This is a genomic window from Streptomyces sp. NPDC049954 (assembly GCF_040656295.1).
Lineage (GTDB): Bacteria > Actinomycetota > Actinomycetes > Streptomycetales > Streptomycetaceae > Streptomyces.
Genome location: NZ_JBFALS010000015.1, coordinates 1 through 19,125, shown reverse-complemented (window position 1 = coordinate 19,125; position 19,125 = coordinate 1). Strand labels below are relative to the sequence as shown.

Below are 19,125 nucleotides of genomic sequence, written 5' to 3'. Positions count from 1 at the left end.
CCGGCTGGTGGAGCTGTGCGGAAACCGAGAACCTCATGACGTCAGGTGGCCTTGATGCTCGATCGACTGGAACGGCCGCGGAGAATCGCCTCGAAGAAGGCTCCGCCGAAGTCCGCGAAGAACGCCTCGAAGAACGCCCGGGGGGACACCGGGCACCAGCAGACGCGCGAGTCCCGATGGCGCCGTCTGCGCCGGGACCGGCTCCTGCTCTTCTGCGCCGTCCCCGGAATCGCCATCCTGCTGCTCTTCCACTACCTCCCGCTCCTGGGAAACGTCATCGCCTTCCAGGACTACCAGCCCTTCACCGGCATCAAGAACAGCGAATGGGTCGGGTTCCGCAACTTCGAGGTCATCTTCAACGGTGACCCGCAGTTCATCAACGCCCTCCAGAACACCCTTGTCCTGCTGTTCCTCCAGGTGGTTCTCGTCTTCCCGGCCCCCATCGTGCTGGCGATCGCTCTCAACACCCTCACGTCGGAACGCGTCAAGCGGCTCGTGCAGAGCGTGCTGTACCTGCCGCACTTCCTGTCCTGGGTGATCGTCGTGGCGATGTTCCAGCAGTTCCTCGGAGACGCCGGCCTGCTCAACAGCGTGCTGCGCGACCACGGGGTGGGAGCCGTCCACGTCATCGGCAACGTGGAGTGGTTCAAGGCGCTCCTCACCAGCCAGGTGATCTGGAAGGACACCGGATGGGCGACCATCCTCTTCCTGGCCGCCCTGTCCCAGATCCCGCCGTCCCTCTACGAGGCCGCCAGCGTCGACGGGGCGAACAAATGGCGCCAGATGTGGCACGTGACGCTGCCGGGGCTGCGCGGCATCATCATCCTGCTCCTCATCCTGCGGCTCGGAGACGCCGTCACGGTCGGCTTCGAGCAGATCATCCTCCAGCAGGGGCCCGTCGGTAAGGACGCCAGCGACGTGCTCGACACCTACGTCTACAACAACGGCATCGTCGGCGGCGCGTGGGGCGTCAGCGCCGCCGTGGGGCTGGTGAAGGGCCTGGTCGGCGTCGCCCTGGTACTGGGCGCCAACAAGGTGGCCCACCTGTTCGGAGAGCGAGGCATCTACCAGTCATGACCTACACCCCTGTCCATCCCTCCACCCCGCTCTCCCCCCGCCTCGTGCCCCGGCTCGCCGGGGCCGTCAAGGCGGTGGTGTTCACCCTCGTCTGCGCCGTGGTGATCGTCCCCTTCATCGGAATGATCTCCACCAGCCTGGCCTCGCGTGAGCAGGTGACCAACGCGGGCGGCTACGTCCTGTGGCCGGACCACCCGACCCTCAACGCCTACACGGCGATCTTCGACGGGGGAGTCGTCACCCGCGCCCTCGCGGTCAGCATCGGTGTCACGGTGACGGGAACCCTGCTGAGCCTGGCATGCACGGCGCTGCTCGCCTACAGCCTGAGCAGGCCCGGTTCCTACGCCCACAAACCACTGCTCATGGTGGTGCTGTTCTCCCTGCTCTTCACACCCGGGATAATCCCCAGCTACCTGCTCGTGAAGAACCTCGGGCTGGTCAACAGCTACTGGTCGATCATTCTCCCCACGGCGATCAACGCCTTCAACGTCATCGTCATGCGCGCCTTCTTCATGGATCTGCCACAGGAACTGCTGGAGAGCGCACGGATCGACGGCGCCAGCGACCTCACCGTCCTCTTCCGGATCATCCTCCCGCTGTCGCGCGCGGTGCTCGCCGTCATCGGGCTCTTCTACGCGGTCTCCTACTGGAACGCGTTCTTCGCACCCCTGCTGTACCTGAACGACAGCTCCAAATGGCCGTTGCAGCTGGTCCTGCGCACGTACGTGGTCAACAACACCGAACTGGGCGTCGACCAGCTGAACGCCTCCGCGGAGTCCCTGCCGCCCCAGCAGTCCATACAGATGGCGATCCTGCTGGTGTCGATCATTCCCATCCTGCTGGTCTACCCCTTCCTCCAGCGTCACTTCACCAAGGGAATGCTGACGGGTGCGGTGAAGGGCTGATCCGGGCGCATCGCAGGAGCCGTACGAGGCGTACGGCCATCCGGTCTCTCCGTGCTGTTCGAAAGAAACAGAGGATCTCATGAACGACAACCACCACGCGCTCAGCCGCCGTACGGTCCTGCGGGGCACCGCCGTCGCGCTCGCCGCCGGAGCCGGCGGCCCGCTCCTGACGGCGTGCGGCGGGGGCGGTGGCAGCGCGGCCGAGCCCGGGAAGCAGGCCGAGCTGCCCCACCACGTCCCGAGCAAGCTCGGCGGCATCAAGCCCGACCTGCCCAAGGTCAACAAGGACGGCACCGACGGGTACTTCGGTTTCCCCCGCGAGTCGGTCAAGTCGGTCCGCAAGGCGCCGGGCAAGGGCGGGAAGGTCTCCGGGTTCGTCCAGACCTACACGCCCGTCCCGCCGGGCGCGGACCGCAACAAGTACTGGCGCGCGCTGAACGGCAAACTCAACGTCGACCTCCGGATGAGCGTCGTCGGTTCCGGCGACTACAAGACCAAGATCGCCACTCTCGTCGCGGGCGACGACCTGCCCGACTTCACCCAGATCACCAACGGCGCGGTCCCGGAGCTGGCGCCCTTCCTCGAAGCCAAGTGCCAGGACCTCAGCGAGTTCCTGGCAGGGGACGAGATCAAGAACTACCCCCACCTCGCCAACCTCCCCCAGTCGTCCTGGAAGGTGTCGGCCGTCAACGGAGGGATATACGGCCTTCCCATACCGCGGCCGCGCGCGAACATCGCGCTCTTCAGCCGGGACGACCTGCTGGAGAAGCAGGGCATCGACCCCGCTCCGAAGACCTTCGACGAGTTCTTCGCGGCCCTGAAGGAGTACACCGACCCCGCGAAGCACCGCTACGGACTGGCCAGCCCCCTGGGCATGGTGCTCTACGTCCAGCAGATGCTCGGCCTGCCGAACAACTGGAAGACCGAAGGCGGAAAGCTCACCAACGTCAACGAGATGGAGGAGACCAAGCAGGCTCTGGACGCGATGCTCAAGGTCCGCAAGGCCGGCCTCTTCCACCCCGACGCGTTCCTCGCCACCGCCCCGCACGCCCAGTGGTTCAACGCCGGTACGGTCGCGTTCATCCAGAACCCGAACAACAGCTGGACCGACCTGTACGACCAGAACATCGCCGGGGATTCCTACCGGATCACCGGGCGGCCGGCCTTCTCCTTCGCGAAAGGCGTCACACCAACGCCCTGGTTGCAGGCTCCCTCGTTCTGGGGCGGCTTCAGCGCCATCAAGAAGAGCAGCAAGGACCGCACCAGGGAGCTGCTGGACATCGCGAACTGGCTCGCCGCACCCATCGGAAGCCAGGAGTTCCTCCTGCGCCGCTACGGCCTCGAAGGGGTCCACTACACCTGGGACGCCGACGGCGCGCCCACGCTCACCGACAAGGGGAAGGCCGAGACGTCGATCGGGGTGAAGTTCATCACCGACTCGCCCTACGTCTTCAACTACCCGCGCAACGACGACGTGGTGCGCGGTATGCACACCTTCGAGAAGGTGCACTTCGAAACCTCCGTCGAGGACCCCTGCTTCGGTTTCTACTCGGCCACGCTGAACCGCAAGGAAGCCCAGCTCCAGCAGATCCTCGACGATTCGCGCATCGAGATCCTCCAGGGCAGGAAGCCCGTCTCCTCCTGGGACGACACGATGAACACGTGGCGGCAGAGCGGCGGGGACAGCGCCCGCGACGAGCTGACGAAGGCCATCGAGGCGGCCTGACCTCCCGTAACCACGAGGCGGCGCCCGGCCGCTCCGTATCGCACCGATCACCGGAACCGATCACCGGAAGGGAGAACGCGATGGCAGCCACAGCCGCCCCGCCGCCCCCGGAGGACCGCGCGCTGTCGCCGCTGACCGGCTGGACCCGCGCCCACTGGGAGCACACCGCGGACCGTCTGCTCGCAGCGGTACGCCCCTACGCCTCCAGCACCCACGCACTGATCGACCTGCCCGGCCCGGCCGGCCGGTCGGGCCGGCTCAGCGACGGCCTCGAAGGCTTCGCCCGCACGTTCCTGCTGGCGGCCTTCCGGCTCGCCGGACCGGGGGAGCACGACCCGCTCCAGCTCGCGGAGCGGTACGCCCACGGCCTGGCCGCCGGAACGGACCCCGCCTCGCCCGAGCGCTGGCCCACCTTGCGGGACACCCCGCAGGCCAAGGTGGAAGCCGCCTCGATCGTGCTCGCGCTGCACGAGACCCGTCCACTCGTCTGGGACCGGCTGGACGACGCCGTACGGCAGCGGGTGGCCGAGTGGCTGGCACCCGCGGTCGGCCAGGTGCCCAGCCGGAACAACTGGGCGTGGTTCCAGGGGGTGACGAACGCCTTCCTGCGCTCGGTCGGCGCGCCGTGGTCGCCCGACGACGTCGCCGCCGTCATGGCACTCAACGAGGAGTTCTACGCCGGCGACGGCTGGTACGCCGACGGCACGGACCAGGAGGGCGACTACCGGAGGTTCGACTACTACTCCGGCTGGGCCATGCACTTCTACCCGCTCTGGTTCTGCCGCATCGCCGGACCGGACGCCTACCCGGACCAGCTGACGCTGTACCGCGAACGGCTCTCCCGCTATCTCCAGGACGCGGTGCACCTCGTCGGCGCCGACGGCGCGCCGATGTTCCAGGGGCGTTCGCTGACCTACCGCATGGCGGTCGCGGCCCCCTTCTGGACCGGCGCGCTCTTCGACGCCACCCCCCTCGCTCCCGGCCTGACCCGACGGCTCGCCAGCGGTGTGCTGCGGTACTTCCTCGACGGCGGCTGCGTGGACGAACGGGGGCTGCTGTCCCTCGGGTGGCGGGACGCGTTCCCGGGCATCCGGCAGCCGTACTCCGGTCCGGCCTCGCCCTACTGGGCGAGCAAGGGCTTCGCCGGGCTGCTCCTGCCCGCCGATCACCCGGTGTGGACCGCTGCCGAGGAACCGCTGCCCGTCGAGGAGGCCGACACCGAGTTCCCCCTCACCGCCCCTGGGTGGCTCGTCTCGGGGACCCGCCGGGACGGGATCGTGCGGCTGGTCCAGCACGGCGGGGACCACGCCGACCCGAGGTTCCTGGAGTCCGACGACAGCGTGTACGCGCGGTACGCGTACGCGACGGCCTCCGGGCCCGCCGTGGGCGGCACCGCGGACTCCCGTCCGGTCGACGCCCACGTCGCCCTGGTCCGCGCGGACGGCTCGCCCTCCCTGAGACGGCCCTGGCAGCGGCTGCGGCTGGACGGCCGGGTCGGGGTCTCCCGCCACCGGGCCCACTGGCTCGACGGTGAACTCCCCGACTACTTCGTCCCCGACTCGACCCGGTTCACCACCGGCCCCGTGGTGACCACCGCGTCGGTGCTGCACCACGGCGCCGAAGTACGGCTCGCACGCGTCGACGCCTGGCAACCGCGGAACGCCGACGCCGACGCCGACAACAGCCGGGCCCCCGGACTCCCCGAGGACCACGGGCCGTGGACGCTCAGCATGAGCGGCCTGCCCGTCGCGGGCGACGAACCCGTCCGGGCCCGCACCTCGCCCGCGCGGGCCGACGTGACGGCGGCGAACGGACCGACCAGCGTGGCGATCGGACTGCGGGGGCTCCCGGACGCGGCGGCCGTGGAGGCCGACGGCACCAGCGCGTTCGGCCGGTACGCGGCCGTCCCCACGGTCACCAGCGGGCAGCCGGTGCGCTACGGCGAGGTCTACGCGGCCCTGCTGGTTCTCGCCGGCGACCCCACGATCGTCACGTCCGCCGAGAAGGTGACCGTCGACGTGACGGTGGACGCGCAAGGCAGCACGGTGAGCGTCCGCTGGGGCGACGGACACCGCGACGCGTTCCGCCTCGACCCGCCGGGGACCGGGACGGCCAAGGCCGTCGCGTCGACGCGTCCGGCACACGGCCCGACGCAGACGACATGACGGGGACGAGATGACGCAGACGACCTGACGGTGCTGACACCGCACCTGGCGGGGTCCTCCGGAAACGAACTGACCCGGCTGGGCCGCTCGGCGGTGGACGGGCTCGAACGTCTCGTGCACGGACGCCTGTTGCGCTTCCCCGTGACCGCTCCCCGATCTCGCGCAGATCGCCTGACCCTCATACGAATGAGAGCCTGATCATGGCCCATGAACCATCCGGCGCCCGTCCCCCGCGCATCCTGCTGCGTTCCGCGTGGCAGACGGTGAACATCGGCGACGTGGCGCACACACCGGGACTGCTGGCCCTGCTGGAGAAGTACCTCCCCGAAGCCGAGGTGCAGTTGTGGCCCAGTGCCGTGGACAACGGGGTGGAAGCGCAGATCGCCGCCCGGTTCCCCCGCGTGCGGGTGCTGGAGAAGACCGCGGAGAACCTCGCGACGGCTCTGGCCCACAACGACTTCCTGCTGCACGGGTCGGGGCCCAAGCTCATGGGGGCGCAGGAGCTGGCCCGGTGGGCGGAGACCGGGAAGCCGTACGGGGTGTACGGCATCACGCTCCAGGAGACCGACGAGGAGACGGTCCGCCTGCTGAGCGGCGCCGAGTTCGCGTACTTCCGGGACTCGGTCTCCCTCCAGCGGGCTCGTGAGGCCGGGGTGAGCGCACCCGTGGTGGACCTCACCCCCGACAGCGCGTTCGCCGTCGATCTCCGCGACGACACCGCCGCGCGGGAGTTCCTCGACGCGAACGGACTGGAGGACGGCACGTTCCTGTGCTGCCTGAGCCGGCTGAGGGTGAGCCCGTACTGGGACATCTACGACCGGCCCATGACGGAGCAGGACCGGCGGGACCACGCGTACAACGAGCGGATGCGCGAGCAGGACCACGCACCGCTGCGCGCCGCGATCGAGGCGGTGGTACGGGACACCGGCCTCAAGGTGCTGCTGTGCCCCGAGGACCGCTCGCAGATGAAGGTCGCACGGGAGAACATCTACGACCGGCTGCCTTCGGACGTCCGCAGCCGGGTGGTGTGGCGGGAGGACTTCTGGAGTCTCGCCGAGGCGCTGAGCGTCCACGCCCGGTCCGCCGGGCTGTTCGGCAGCGAGATGCACTCGCCGATCATGGCCGTCGGCCACGGAGTGCCCGCCCTCGTGTGCCGGTGGAAGGAACAGACGTCCAAGGGGTTCATGTGGCGCGACATCGGGCTCGGTGACTGGCTGTTCGACATGGACGACCCGGCGTCCGTGGCCGGCATCGCGCCCGCCGTCCTCGGCATGGCCGCCGACCCCGCCGCCGCCCGGGCGAAGGCCGCAGCGGCCAAGGAGAGGGTGGACCGGATGCAGAAGGAGTCGATGCGTGTCCTCGCCGACGCACTCGGCGCGGCGCGACGGCACTGACCGTCGCGCCGGCCCTTGTGGCGGGCGCCCGGCCTACTGGACGGCGGGCGGCCCCGCGCTGCAGTACGAGCCGGGGGTGTGGACGCCGTGCACGATGCGCAGCTCAGCCTCCCGGCCGGGCGCAGGCGAGGGACGCAGCCGCGGGGACGGATTCCACGGGAAGGGGCGGCTGTGGGGGAGGACCGCGCCGTGCGAGGCGAGGGCCAGCGGGACCAGCCGCAGCCGCGCGTCGATCCACGCACGGTCCCAGGGGCCCTCCTCGATGATCTGCCGGGCCGGACGGAACTCCAGGTAGATCGTGCGCCTCAGGCGGTTGCCCCGGACCGCGGGTGAACCGTGCACGAGCATGGTGTCGTGCACCAGCACGTCACCGGCCGCGAGTTCCACCTCGACGAAGCCGTCCGGTTCCCAGCCCCCGTCCCGCTCGATGGCGCAGATGTCGGCCGCGCCGCGCTGGGAGCCGGGCAGGACCCGTAGCGCGCCCTCGCCCGAGCGGGAGTCGTCGAGGTAGACGCCGACGTTGAAGACGCGGTGCCGGCGCGGGTGCACGGCGTCCTGGTGCCAGGGCACGGGCTGACCGTCGCCGGCCCCCTTGAACACCAGGGACTCGTAGGTCGGCACGAAGTCCGGGCCGGCCAGGCTCTCGGCGATGCCGAGGACCTCGGGGGACCCGAGCAGTTCGAGAGCCGCCTCACCGCCCTTGTCGTGCACGTAGTCGACCCGGAACAGGCGGGAGCTGCCCCCGCGCTCGGCGCGGTGCCAGTCCGCTGACCGCGGATGGCCGGCGGGAACGCCGTCCGCGGCGTCGATCCACTCCTGCGCGGCGACACGGCACCGCTCCAGCAGGTGCCGCGGTATCCGGTCGCGCAGGACGAGGAAGCCCTGCTCGTCGAAGAGCTCCTTGTCCGCGCCGGTGAGGGCGAGCGGGTGGGATGTCGTCGTCATCGTTCTTCTCCCTGGTGACGGGCCGTCTGCCGGCGCCGGGCGACGCCATGGACGACGCTAGGGCGAGGAAGCGGGAGAAACCTCCGGCTCTGTTCTCCTTCTCTCCCGTATCCTCAGCTCCTGCTCAGAGGTGGGGAGACGCAGGGCGGGGGAAAGAGGAGGGCAGACCGGCATGGTCCAGATCCACTGCTGGTCCGGTGCTCCGGAACCGATGGGCCGCACGCACACGCACGACGGCATCGAGATCAACCTCGTCCGCGGCGGCGACCTCGCCTACCTCGTGCGCGGACGGTACGTCGTGGTGCCCGCCCGGAGCGTCGCCGTCATCTGGTCGGCGGTTCCGCACCGTCTGGTGCGGGCCGGCCCGGAGTGCACGGTGCGCTGGGTCACCATCCCCCTTTCGGAACTGCACCACTGGCGCGGCCGCGCCGCGGTCATGCGCCGGCTGCTGCGCGACACCGCCGTGATCGTGCGCCAGGACGACGCGGACGCCCACGTGACCGGCCGCTGGGAGACACCCGGCTTGGGCCCGGAGGACGCCGTCTCCCTGGAGGCCGAGGCGGCGGTGGTGCGCTGGCTGTGGTCCGCCGGGCCGGTGGAGGAGGATGCCGCGCGGGCCCCGGCGGGCGGACCGGCCCACGCGGCCGCCGTCGCCGAGTACGTCGCGCACCACCTCCGCGAGCCGCTGTCCGTCCGGGACCTCGCCCAGGCGGTCGGACTCGCCCCGGGGTACGCCATGACCGTCTTCAAGGCGGTGACCGGAGTGACGATCGGCGCCTACATCCGGCAGTGCAGGACCTCGTTGGCGCACGACCTCCTGCTGACCACGGAGCTGTCCGTCGTACAGGTCGCGCACACCGCCGGATTCGGTTCGGCGAGCCGCTTCTACGCCGCCTTCTCGGCCACCTACGGCATCGCCCCGGCGGAGTTCCGCCGACGCCACCGGTCGCTGTACCCCGCGCGGTGACCGGCGCCGGCGACCGGCGCCGGCGACCGGGGCCGAGCGGCGGATTGTGCAAGGGAGGAGCTTCCAGTCAATGGCACGGGCCCGCCCTCCACGGCCACAGTTGCAGGTCCAGGACTTGTTGAGGAGTTGTCGGATGTGCGCAGCAGATTCCCTTTCCCGTCTCCGGATAGCCGTCACGGGAGCAACCGGTGGTATCGGCCGAGCGCTGGTGGCCGCTCTGCGTGAACGCGGCGCGGCGGTGGCGGCGACGGGTTCCGACAAGCGACGCCTCGACTCTCTGACGCGGGAGGTGCCCGGCGTCTTCGGCCGGGTCGCCGACATCACCGACGAGGAGCAGGTGGCCGGCTTCGTGGAGGCGGCCGTCGGTGAACTGGGCGGCCTCGACGTCCTCGTCAACCTTGCCGGACTGTCGGTCCCCGGCGAGATCGCGGAGGCGTCGGCGGCGGACCTCGGCAGGATGCTGGACGTCAACGTGTCCGGGACCATGCTCGCCTGCAAGCACGCCATACCTCATCTGGCCGGCGCGCAGGGCCTGATCGTCAACGTGGGTTCCGCGGCGGGCCTGCGGCCGAACGCCACCGCCCCGGGCTACTGCACCGCCAAGGCGGCCGTGGCGATGTTCACCGCGGCCCTCTCCCTGCAGCTGAAAGAGCAGCGGATCCGGGTCACGCATCTGGCTCCGGGAGGAACGGACACGCCGTTCTGGGGCGACCGGCCCGTACAGCGGGAGTCCTTGATGTCACCCGAGGACGTGGTCTCCGCGTTGCTGTACATCATGTCCCTTCCCCCTCACGTCGTGGTGCGCGAGCTGCTCTTCGAGTCCACGGGAGCTCCCCGGTCGCGTTGACACCCGGCCGGGCGAGCCTCCCCCACCCACTTCCTGCACGCCTCCTTCGGAGAAGAGACCTCACATGCCCCTCGCAGTCCAGTACGCAGGTGCTCATTCCATCGTCACGGCGCACGTCGACCGGCGCCCACCGGGACCGGGCGAGGTGGAGATCGCCCCGGCCTACACCGGGATCTGCGGGACGGACCTGCACATCTTCCACGGCGACATGGACGGCCGCGTGAGCCGGCCGGCGGTCCTCGGGCATGAGATGTCCGGACGGATCAGCGCGATCGGCGAGGGGGTCACCGGTCTCTCGCCCGGGGACCCGGTGACCGTGATGCCGCTGCGCTCCTGCGGTGCGTGCGCGGCCTGCCGGGGCGGCCATCAGCACATATGCCAGTCCTTGGACTTCATCGGAGTCGACTCCGCCGGCTCCCTCCAGGAACGCTGGACCGTTCCGGCCGGCGTGGTGGTGGCCCTGCCGCCCGACATCGACCTGGCGGCGGCCGCACTCGTGGAGCCGACGGCGGTCGCCGTCCACGACGTCCGCCGGGCCGGGGTCTCGGAGGGCGAAACCGTGGTGGTCGTGGGGGCCGGGCCCATCGGGGTGCTGATCGCGCTCCTGGCCCGCCGGGCCGGCGGCTCCGTACTGGTCGTCGAACCGGACACCTACCGAAGGGACTTCATCTCCCGGCTCGGATTCCGCACCGTCGACCCGGGCGACGAGGACCCCAACGCCACGGTGGAGGAGTGGACCGAGGGTGCCGGCGCCTGCGTCGCCTTCGAGGTCTCGGGAGCGGCGGCCGGCCTGGCCAACGCAGTGCAGGTACTCGGTGTCCGCGGCCGGCTCTGCCTCGTCGCGATCCACCCCCGCCCCCAGAGCGTCGACCTGCACCGGATCTTCTGGCGCGAACTCACCCTCGTCGGCGCCCGGCTGTACGAACGGAGGGACTTCGCCGAGGCCGTGGAGCTGATCCACGACGGAACGGTGCCCACCGAGGCCATGATCTCCACGATCGTCCCGCTCGACGGGGCGGCCGAGGCGTTCGCCGCGATGGAGTCCGGCCACGGGGTCATGAAGGTCCTCGTCGGCACCGGCACAGGAGAGGCCCGATGACAGAACCGCGCTCACCGTTCGACCTCTCCGGCCGCCGGGCCGTGGTCACCGGGGCCAGCCGTGGCATCGGCCAGGCCATAGCCGTCGCACTCGCCCGCTCGGGAGCCGATGTCGTCGGCGTCTCCAGCACCCTCACCGACGACGGCGAGACCGCCGTGGCGGTCCGCGCGCAGGGGCGGTCCTTCCAGGCCGTCCAGGCGGACCTGGCGGACCGTCAAGCCGTCGCCGGCCTCGCGGCGGCGCTCACCGAGGCCGACCCGCCGATCGACATCCTGGTCAACAACGCGGGCGTCATCCGCCGGGCGCCGGCGGCCGTCCATTCCGACGAGGACTGGGACCTGGTCCTCCAGGTGGACCTGACCGCCCAGTTCCTGCTGGCCCGGCACCTCGGTGCCGCCATGGTGCGGAGAGGCGCGGGAAAGATCATCTTCACGGCGTCACTCCTGAGCTACCAAGGCGGCATCCTGGTCCCCGGATACGCCGCCGCCAAGCACGGCGTCCTGGGCGTGGTGAAGGCGCTCGCCAACGAGTGGGCCGGATCCGGTGTCAACGTGAACGCCCTCGCCCCCGGATACATCGCCACCGACAACACGGCCGCGCTGCGCGACGACCCGGACCGCAGCAGGGCGATCCTCGACCGGATCCCGGCCGGCCGCTGGGGCGATCCCTCGGACATCGCGTGGAGTGCGGTGTACCTGGCCAGCGCCGCGGCCGACTACGTGCACGGCGCGACGCTGCCCGTCGACGGCGGCTGGCTGGCGCGATGACGCGCGACCGGCGCCCGTCCCGGCCGTTCAGACGGTGAAACCGCTCTGGAACAGGTGCGAGGGGCTGGTGCCGGTCATCTTCTTGTACAGGCGACTGAAGTAGTGCACGTCCCGAAAGCCGGTCAGGCGTGCGGTCTCCGTGACGTTGAACTCCCCGCTGCGCAGGAACTCCGTGGCCTTCGCGATCTTGACGTTCTGCTGGTACGCCGTCGCCGACACTCCGGTGACCTTCTTGAATGTGGTCCGGAAATGGGAAGGGCTGAACCCTGACAGGGCGGCCAGTTGCTGCACCGTGTACGTGGTCGCGTAGTTGTCCGCCAGGAGCTGGATGATGGCGGAAATGCGCCGCGCGTGCGGCGCCTCCAGCGTCGACTGGCCGTGCTTCTGGATCACGCGGAAGAGCACCGCCGAGGTCAGCCCCCGCATCTGCAGCGAGGACCCGGGCTCCCGGGACGTCCACGCGGTGTGCAGCTGCGCGAAGGAGGTGGTGACCCCTCCGGACAGATCGGTGCTCACGACGGGGAGGGTGCCGAGCAGCGCGTCCGGATCCTGGCCGGCCGCCGTCACCCGGAAGGCGACCGACATGAAGTGCCAGGGGTCCTCCTGATCGCTGCTGGCCGTGTGCACGGTGCCGCGAGGCATCAGGATCAGCGCCCCGGGCCGGATACGGTAGGCCTGGCCGGCGATCTCGTAGTCCGCTTTGCCCGACACGGCGTAGACCATGATGTGGGATTGCGTGTTGGCGTGGTTGGTGATCCGCCAGTTGGGCCCGGTCTGGCGGATCAGCACGTAGTCGATGTCGCTGACCGCGCAGTCGAACGGGTCCCGCGGCGGCAGGACAGGGACCTGCCGCCGCTGATCACCCGAAGAACGGCTCGTCACGTCGCGCTGTCCAGCAAGTGGTCGAGGTCGAAGGAGATCTCACTGCCCTCCGGACGTTGCACCACCGCGACGTTCCCGCTCCGCAGCCAGATGTGCCAGCCCTGGATCGCCGACTCCTCGTCCAGAATGATCGAGTAGACGCTGCGATGGTGAGACCCGGCGGTCGCCGAGGAGAACGTGTGGACCTCGCCGCTTCCTTCCTTGCCCTGGCCGGGGGAGTTCGGGTGCGGGCTGTAGATGTCATGGAGAGCGGACCAACGCGTCTGCACGGGAGACATCGACGGGCGCTGATCGGTCTCGGACGCCAGCTGGAAGAACTTGGCCGCCGCTTCGCCACGCCGGAAGACGAGCCGGCTGTCCGTGGCCCTGTTGGTCCGCAGGTGATCGTCGCGGTTGTTGATCACGAAGTGAGAGTGTACGACCAAGGGGTGCCGCGTATCGATCTCGTCGACGATCAGGACGACATGCGGAAGCCAGCTGATCCAGGTGCGCCGGGCACGGACGACGGCCGAATCCCGGTAGGCGGCGGCCAGATCGGCGCTGAAGACGGTGACCGGTCCCTGTACGGACGGGCTGTCGACGAGGCGCGGCCCGACTCGGCCCCCCTGGGCTTCCACGGTCAGCGGAAGGCTCTGCGTCACCGTCTCACCTGTCGAGGGATCGGAGAACGACCAACCGGTGTGCGCGGAAGCCGACTTGGCGTCCGACTCCGCCTGGAGGCGATAGCAGCAGTGACCCGGGTCCGTGAACAGGACCTCCCCCCGATGCCCCAGAACGAAGCTCCCGTCATCGGCATGACGGTGCGAGACGGTGGGCAGCTTGTCGTGGCCTGTGCGCGCGGCCAGTACCGTCCGGGTGTCCTGCCAGGAGTCGCGGACGACGACCGCGCCCGTACTGAAGCCCTGCCCTGTCGCGAGTCCGGCCGCCGAGGGCGACACGGGCTCGGCGGCATCCGCCAGGTGGTTGAGGCTCCGCCAGCTGATCCCGTTGAAGAAGCCGAAGGTCGAAGCTCCGCCCGGCATGAGCTCGAAGTCCGCGTAGGTGGTCTCGAAGAGCCAGCGTGCGAGACCTTGATGCCCCGTCCCGCCGGAGTGGGGCAGGAACCTCGCGAGGCACAGGAGGGCATCGGCAGGTGGCCGCCCCGTCAGAGCCGTGTCCCCGAAATTCACCATCGCCGTATAGCGGCCCTCACCCCACGAGCTGCGCTTCTGCTCGAACATCACCGACTGCGCGACCCACGGCAGCGCGTTGCCCAGGGGCGTGATCCACTCCGGGGACACCCCCGGGACGCCGGCGGCGATCACCAGCTCGTACAGGTGCGTGAGGTGCAGTATCGCGTAGCCCCAGTACTGGACCCACTCCGCGTAGCTGTCGTCCTGACACAGCGCGGCCCCGAACCGGAACCGGCCGGGGAGCGTCTCGATGTCGGCATCGGAGCCTGTCGCCAAGGCCATGGCGGCATATCCGTTCAGGAGCACCAGGTACCAGTTGCACACGTCGGGCGCCGTCTCCCCGTCCCCGGGCACGCGCTCGTTGCCCTCCAGGAAGCGACGGCACGGTTCGAGGCCCTTGCTGACGAGGGCCTGCTCGACGAGGCGGCGCTGTGCCTCGTCGAAGAGGTCCGGACAGAGCTCCAGGACCGTGGTGACGCCGAGACCGATGTGGGCCGTCTCCAGGGTGCCGACCGGAGGTGAGGACCGCGGCCGGAACGAGGGGCCTGTCCACTCGTCCGCCGGGAGGCCGCAGATCCTCATCACCTCGTCGGTGAGCCAGGCGGCCCGGCGCTCGTCCGGCATGAGCGCCTGGACGAGCGCGACATCGCTCAGCCGCTCCCAGCAGACGTACCACCAGTCCACCCTCGCGGCCGCGTCGCCCGGATCGACGAGGGTCGGGGAAGAGGCCCATCGCTCGGCACGTTGCGTCAGCACATCCAGCATGCCCTGCGCCCGGGGGTCCTTCCGGCACAGGTCGAGAACGCGCCGCACATCGAGCCGGCTCATCGCGCGGGGATCATTCGCCAAGGACATGGGAGGCCTCATCAGTGGTCGGGGAGGAGGAGAGATAGGGCCCGGACTGCCGGGAGGGCCGAAGCCGCACTGATTCGATGCCGACGACGGGCGCGACGGACATCGCCAGGATCAGCGCGGCGAACCCGTGCGGCTCGTCCCGGAAGGGCGCACGCAGACCGACGTAGGCGGCGGGAGTCCCCGCGGCCTCGCCCTCGCCCGGGCACAGCGTGCCCGGACAGCTGTTCTCCGTGGAGAAGTCGGTGTTGACGCACCACCGGGCAAGGCCGTGCACCCCGGCCCTGACGGCCTCGTGCCACTCCTCGCCGACCAGCACCCCCTGCCGGATCCCCACCCCGAGGCTGTAGACGATCAGGCCGGTTCCTGAGGACTCCTCCCAGGCATCGGCCATGGGTATCTCCTGACGCCACATCCCCCGGCCGGTCTGATGCGGCAACAGGCTCCGTGACAGGGCGAGGAACCGCTCCACGACCTCCGCGCGCCGGTCCGCGCCCTCGGGCAGTGCGCGCAGGAGCTCGGCGAGAGCGAACAGGCCCCACCCGTTGCCCCGCCCCCAGTGGTCCTGCGAGACGACCCCCTCGGCGACGAACCCCTTGCACTGGTGCAGCAGACCGTTGCCGGGGTCGAGGAACTCGTCGTACATCAGCACGGCCTGGTTGATCGCCTCGTCGACGTAGCGGGGTTCGTCCAGGGCGATGCCCGCGTACATCAGGAAAGGCGCGGATGCCATCGCGACGTCGATCCAGATCAGTCCGGGACACCCCGGCATGGCGAGGATCCCCTTCTCGTCGCGCGTCGCCGTCATCATCTCGTCCGCGTACTGCCGCAGCAGCTCCGAGCGGTCGTCGAGGAGACCCAGCGTGCTCAGATACGCGTGAGCGATCCCGCCGATGCGGTAGCTCGGGAAGTTGTACGGAGGATGTGTGATCTCGTCGGGGAACTGGCGGACCACCGACTCCGCGCGCCGAACGCCGGCCTCGTCGCCGGCCTCCGCCGCCGCACGCCCCAGCGCGTAGATCGCCAGGACACCGTAGTAGGCCTTGATCTCCTCGATGGCCTCGTAGTGGAGGAAGAGCCCGACCGCGACATCGTGAGGTGTGGCATGCGGGGCGTGGTCTGTCACGTCACCGGACCGCCCGGGGTCAGAAGTAGCCACCACGCTTCACCACCTCTCGGGGCTCCACGCCGGAGGAGACCATCTCCTTGATCCCGATCTCGGTCTCCTCCACCTCCTCGGAAGCGAGCAGGACCTCCTCGGCCAGAGCGCGCGGGACGACGATCACTCCGTCGAGGTCGCCGACGATGACATCACCCGGCGAGATCGTGACCTCACCAAGCCGGATGTCGGTCTGCCAGCCCGTCATCCGGAAGCGGCCGAGCATGCCGTTGGACGTCCGGTACCGGGCGAAGACGGGGAAGTCCAGGTCCGAGATCTTCTCCGTGTCCCGCACCCCGCCGTCGACCACGGCACCACGGCAGCCCCTTCGCTGCGCGGCCATGGTCATGACCTCGCCCCACTGTGCCGATTCGTCGTCGCCGGAGGTGTCCCAGACGCAGACGGAGTGGTCCGGGATCTCCTCCAGCATCGCGGCCCGTTCCTCCATCTCGCCGTCCAGTTGGAGGCTTTTGGCACCCTTGATGGTGAACGCCACACCGGTCAGTCGCATGTCGTCCCGCAACGGGACGATCGCGTGGGGGATCACTTGGCGGACGAGCCCCCTGCTGCGGAGCACGTCGTTGACCGCGGCCGTGGGCACGCGGGCGTACCGGTCGCACAGCTCACCGTCGGCGAGTGGCGACCCGGCGACTGACAGGTCCCTGGATGATGTGACGGGAGGCGGCGCGGCGTCAGTGCGTGAACGGTCCATGCGTGGTGACTCACTTCCTGCAGAACTCTGCTGTGAGCGTCCGCCTGTCGGCGGCGACGCGGGTGAAGTGGCGGCTGGGCGCCGACCTCCAGACTGTAGGCAAGGGGAAGCGGTGCACACCCGGCCCCGTATGCCGATGGTTTGCACGATCTGCCGGTCCCACCGCCCCTGACACCGCACTCCGCGTCCTTGTCGCCGTGCGGGTACGTACGGCTGTCCCCTCGCGCCGTAGGCACCTCAGATGCGGGGGGCTGTGGGGAGACGAGGCGTAAGAGACGGACCTTCGACGCGGTGCGTGAAGGGCCGTGCGGATCGTGACCCAGACCGGAAGGCCGGCCGCACAGCTCACGAGCGTTGGTGCGGCGTGAAGTCCTCTGCCGCGAGGAACGGCGGTCGCGCACGCGTCTGTTCGGGGTTGGTGGCGAGCATCCTCCGCGCTGGGGTGGCCGACCAGAAGGGTCAGCGGGCAGATGGCGCGCTGGGGGTGAACGCACGAGTGCAGACCAGTGCAGATCACGGCAGAGAGCAGTGCCACGGTCATGAGGGGAGTCCTTCCGGAGCGACGGCGCACCGCCCCGTGCGCTCACCCTCGGACAAGGCTGTGCGGTACCCGAACTCCGAGGCGCTTGCGTGTCAGGGCGCTCGGTCACCGTCCTCGTCCCGCCCGCGCCCAGTCGCCGACTCCGACTGACGGCACCTCTCCCATGGTCCTCCGGACTGCCCCCGAAGCTGCCGGGTCACTCTTGGGAGAGAACCGTGCCCGGCATCGGTGCGGATTTTCGGGGATCGTCTTGTCAGGGGTGGTCGGGGACGGACCGGGTCTCGCTCCGTAGTGCGGGGCCGGTGCCTGGGGGCGGGGCATGCCCCGCCGACTCGCGCATGCCAGGTCCCCGTACTCTTTCCAGGCTGTGGGCAATGTCGTCGACCGGTAGCAGACGGAGCCCGCGGCCTTTCGGCCGCCTGCGCGGGTCGGCTGAGCCAAGTGACGGTTACCCGTCTGAATGCCCCAAGGCATGTGTGACGATCACTGTGGAGGTCAGAATGAACTCGCTGAGGGTGGATGTCCTGACCTTCGAGGCGCCGTGCGAGCGGTGTTCGTTCTCCTTTTGGTGGGTATTCGCGCTGTTGCCTTCACACAGGCCTCGGGGCGACGAGTTCACCACCACGGACTTTCCCGAAGCGGTTGAGACGGCCCGCGACATCCTGGCGGAGCCGGACAGTGAGCCAGGCCTCCGCGAGCAGTTGGCTGACAGGCCGGCATGGCAGCGCGGGCGAGGGTTCAACCCCAACCGCTGCGCCTCCTGCGGGCACCAGGCCGACTGGCACACGTTTGAGAAGATCGTTGACGAGGCCCTTTACGGAGGCTGGATTTACGCCGCTGTGGGCCGGGTTCCCGTGGAACGTTGGCGTGCGATCAGGGGTGGCGGGCAAGGGATCAGCTGGCCGTACTGCTGACGCCGCCCATGCGTGCGCTATCGCCTACCTGAAGAATTGGCCTAGCAGGAGGTTCGCCAGGTCCGGAGATGGAAGACGCTTGTCGATCGGACTGCGAAGTAGCACGATGCGTGCGTTAAAGGTCAAGCGTCGATGGTGGACGACCTCTCGGTGCCCCTACAGGACGCCAAGATCGACCGTCACGGGGAACGGCGCGGCAGTCTTGATCGCGCCGGTGAACATCTCGCCGTCCCGGTAAGCCTTGGTGGCGGGGTCGAGGACGTAGGTGTACACGATGGGGACACCGGTGGCGGCCTGTTCAATGCGCCAGTAGAAGGGGATGCCGGCCTTGCCTCGTTGTTTCACGGCGGCGGCCAGTTGATCTTGCGTCCGTGGTGTCGCGTTGATCCCTGTCCGGTGACGGTTCCGGTCAGGGGTGCGCGTCGGCTGACGTGCCGGATGACGCCGGGTTCCACGGGCCCGGAGTGTGCGGGTGAGCCTCCTCTCGGCACTCGGTGAGGTGATTCGTGCTGGTCAGGTGGGGTGTGGCAGGACGAGGATCCGTTCGAAGGCGCGGATGATCGCGGTGTTCCAGGGCCAGGTGTCGGGCAGTTTCAGGCGTCGTTTGCGCTGGCCTCGCACGAGGCGGGCGGGAACGTGGAGGATGCGGTAGCGCAGGGTCTTCGGGGTGGCTTTGGCGGGGTCGCCGTCCAGGGCGAGGAGCTGGAACCAGCAGCGCAGGTCGGCGGCGAGAGTGGTGGCGGTGAGCCAGGCGGCGTTCACCTCCATCTCGCGCGAGGGCAGCAGGCCGATCCCGGACGCTTTCTGATCGCGGATCTTCGGCTCGACGCGGGCGTGTTTGCGGTGTCGGCCATCGAGGTGGGCGATCTGGCCGCGGCGGCTGTTGGTGGCGAAGGTCTGGTAGCGCGCTTCCTGTTTCAGCTCGTAGGCGCTGGCGTCCTTGACGTAGCGCGGATGCAGCGGCTCCTTGCGGGCAATCACCCGGTGGTGCGCGGGCCAGC

Annotated in this window: 16 protein-coding genes and 1 pseudogene; 10 read left to right on the top strand and 7 right to left on the bottom strand. The window is 69.6% G+C overall.

Going from position 1 to position 19,125, the window contains the following annotated elements:
• Positions 1–54 precede the first annotated feature (54 nt).
• From AB0J21_RS27820 to AB0J21_RS27800, 5 genes are all read left to right on the top strand, one after another.
• Positions 55–1,077: an ABC transporter permease subunit gene (locus AB0J21_RS27820; protein ID WP_363148880.1), complete on the top strand. Its 1,023-nt coding sequence runs from the start codon at positions 55–57 to the stop codon at positions 1,075–1,077.
• Positions 1,074–1,982 carry a carbohydrate ABC transporter permease gene (locus tag AB0J21_RS27815; RefSeq protein WP_363148879.1) on the top strand — a complete coding sequence of 303 codons (909 nt, stop codon included), beginning with the start codon at positions 1,074–1,076 and terminating at the stop codon, positions 1,980–1,982. Before AB0J21_RS27820 ends, AB0J21_RS27815 begins: the two co-directional genes overlap by 4 nt.
• Positions 1,983–2,061: 79 nt before the next feature.
• Positions 2,062–3,708, top strand: a complete 1,647-nt coding sequence (locus AB0J21_RS27810) for an extracellular solute-binding protein (RefSeq protein WP_363148878.1) — start codon at positions 2,062–2,064, stop codon at positions 3,706–3,708.
• An 80-nt stretch (positions 3,709–3,788) separates the two neighbouring features.
• On the top strand, positions 3,789–5,873 hold the full coding sequence (locus tag AB0J21_RS27805; protein WP_363148877.1) for a DUF2264 domain-containing protein: 2,085 nt from the start codon (positions 3,789–3,791) through the stop codon (positions 5,871–5,873).
• A 200-nt stretch (positions 5,874–6,073) separates the two neighbouring features.
• Positions 6,074–7,267: a polysaccharide pyruvyl transferase family protein gene (locus AB0J21_RS27800; protein ID WP_363148876.1), complete on the top strand. Its 1,194-nt coding sequence runs from the start codon at positions 6,074–6,076 to the stop codon at positions 7,265–7,267.
• Positions 7,268–7,300: 33 nt separating this feature from the next.
• On the opposite strand, the gene AB0J21_RS27795 is transcribed toward AB0J21_RS27800, so the two are convergent.
• Complete coding sequence (locus AB0J21_RS27795; RefSeq protein WP_363148875.1) at positions 7,301–8,212, bottom strand: phytanoyl-CoA dioxygenase family protein; 912 nt, start codon at positions 8,210–8,212, stop codon at positions 7,301–7,303.
• A 172-nt stretch (positions 8,213–8,384) separates the two neighbouring features.
• On the opposite strand from AB0J21_RS27795, the gene AB0J21_RS27790 reads away from it, so the two are divergent.
• From AB0J21_RS27790 to AB0J21_RS27775, 4 genes are all read left to right on the top strand, one after another.
• On the top strand, positions 8,385–9,179 hold the full coding sequence (locus AB0J21_RS27790) for a helix-turn-helix domain-containing protein (protein WP_363148874.1): 795 nt from the start codon (positions 8,385–8,387) through the stop codon (positions 9,177–9,179).
• A 70-nt stretch (positions 9,180–9,249) separates the two neighbouring features.
• Complete coding sequence (locus tag AB0J21_RS27785; protein ID WP_363148873.1) at positions 9,250–10,026, top strand: SDR family oxidoreductase; 777 nt, start codon at positions 9,250–9,252, stop codon at positions 10,024–10,026.
• Between the two features lie 64 nt (positions 10,027–10,090).
• A complete protein-coding gene (locus tag AB0J21_RS27780) occupies positions 10,091–11,125 on the top strand; it encodes an alcohol dehydrogenase catalytic domain-containing protein (protein ID WP_363148872.1) in 1,035 nt (344 codons plus the stop codon).
• The gene (locus tag AB0J21_RS27775) at positions 11,122–11,892 is read left to right on the top strand and encodes an SDR family oxidoreductase (protein ID WP_363148871.1); all 771 of its coding nucleotides are present in this window, start codon (positions 11,122–11,124) and stop codon (positions 11,890–11,892) included. Before AB0J21_RS27780 ends, AB0J21_RS27775 begins: the two co-directional genes overlap by 4 nt.
• Positions 11,893–11,919: 27 nt before the next feature.
• Here AB0J21_RS27775 and AB0J21_RS27770 read toward each other — a convergent pair whose 3' ends face one another.
• Genes AB0J21_RS27770 through AB0J21_RS27755 form a run of 4 tightly spaced genes read right to left on the bottom strand, consistent with a single transcriptional unit; the run spans position 11,920 to position 16,558 of the window.
• Positions 11,920–12,774, bottom strand: coding sequence for an AraC family transcriptional regulator (locus AB0J21_RS27770; RefSeq protein WP_363148870.1), 855 nt, complete (start codon positions 12,772–12,774; stop codon positions 11,920–11,922).
• Positions 12,771–14,801, bottom strand: a complete 2,031-nt coding sequence (locus AB0J21_RS27765) for a heparinase II/III family protein (protein WP_363148869.1) — start codon at positions 14,799–14,801, stop codon at positions 12,771–12,773. Before AB0J21_RS27765 ends, AB0J21_RS27770 begins: the two co-directional genes overlap by 4 nt.
• Positions 14,785–15,924, bottom strand: coding sequence for a glycoside hydrolase family 88 protein (locus AB0J21_RS27760; protein ID WP_363148868.1), 1,140 nt, complete (start codon positions 15,922–15,924; stop codon positions 14,785–14,787). Before AB0J21_RS27760 ends, AB0J21_RS27765 begins: the two co-directional genes overlap by 17 nt.
• A 19-nt stretch (positions 15,925–15,943) precedes the next feature.
• Positions 15,944–16,558: an RraA family protein gene (locus AB0J21_RS27755; protein WP_363148867.1), complete on the bottom strand. Its 615-nt coding sequence runs from the start codon at positions 16,556–16,558 to the stop codon at positions 15,944–15,946.
• Positions 16,559–17,710: 1,152 nt separating this feature from the next.
• On the opposite strand from AB0J21_RS27755, the gene AB0J21_RS27750 reads away from it, so the two are divergent.
• A complete protein-coding gene (locus AB0J21_RS27750; RefSeq protein WP_363148866.1) occupies positions 17,711–18,124 on the top strand; it encodes a hypothetical protein in 414 nt (137 codons plus the stop codon).
• Positions 18,125–18,280: 156 nt separating this feature from the next.
• Here the strand turns inward: AB0J21_RS27750 and AB0J21_RS27745 are convergent.
• Positions 18,281–18,454 (bottom strand): annotated as a pseudogene (locus AB0J21_RS27745) (Uma2 family endonuclease); the annotation flags it as partial.
• A 183-nt stretch (positions 18,455–18,637) separates the two neighbouring features.
• The coding region (locus AB0J21_RS27740; protein WP_363148865.1) for a transposase at positions 18,638–19,125 on the bottom strand (488 nt) is incomplete at its 5' end.

Coding starts and splice junctions, on each gene's coding strand:
- AB0J21_RS27820 (WP_363148880.1), top strand. CDS start 55: ATGCTCGATCGACTGGAACGGCCGCGGAGAATCGCCTCGAAGAAGGCT.
- AB0J21_RS27815 (WP_363148879.1), top strand. CDS start 1,074: ATGACCTACACCCCTGTCCATCCCTCCACCCCGCTCTCCCCCCGCCTC.
- AB0J21_RS27810 (WP_363148878.1), top strand. CDS start 2,062: ATGAACGACAACCACCACGCGCTCAGCCGCCGTACGGTCCTGCGGGGC.
- AB0J21_RS27805 (WP_363148877.1), top strand. CDS start 3,789: ATGGCAGCCACAGCCGCCCCGCCGCCCCCGGAGGACCGCGCGCTGTCG.
- AB0J21_RS27800 (WP_363148876.1), top strand. CDS start 6,074: ATGGCCCATGAACCATCCGGCGCCCGTCCCCCGCGCATCCTGCTGCGT.
- AB0J21_RS27795 (WP_363148875.1), bottom strand. CDS start 8,212: ATGACGACGACATCCCACCCGCTCGCCCTCACCGGCGCGGACAAGGAG.
- AB0J21_RS27790 (WP_363148874.1), top strand. CDS start 8,385: ATGGTCCAGATCCACTGCTGGTCCGGTGCTCCGGAACCGATGGGCCGC.
- AB0J21_RS27785 (WP_363148873.1), top strand. CDS start 9,250: ATGGCACGGGCCCGCCCTCCACGGCCACAGTTGCAGGTCCAGGACTTG.
- AB0J21_RS27780 (WP_363148872.1), top strand. CDS start 10,091: ATGCCCCTCGCAGTCCAGTACGCAGGTGCTCATTCCATCGTCACGGCG.
- AB0J21_RS27775 (WP_363148871.1), top strand. CDS start 11,122: ATGACAGAACCGCGCTCACCGTTCGACCTCTCCGGCCGCCGGGCCGTG.
- AB0J21_RS27765 (WP_363148869.1), bottom strand. CDS start 14,801: ATGTCCTTGGCGAATGATCCCCGCGCGATGAGCCGGCTCGATGTGCGG.
- AB0J21_RS27750 (WP_363148866.1), top strand. CDS start 17,711: ATGAACTCGCTGAGGGTGGATGTCCTGACCTTCGAGGCGCCGTGCGAG.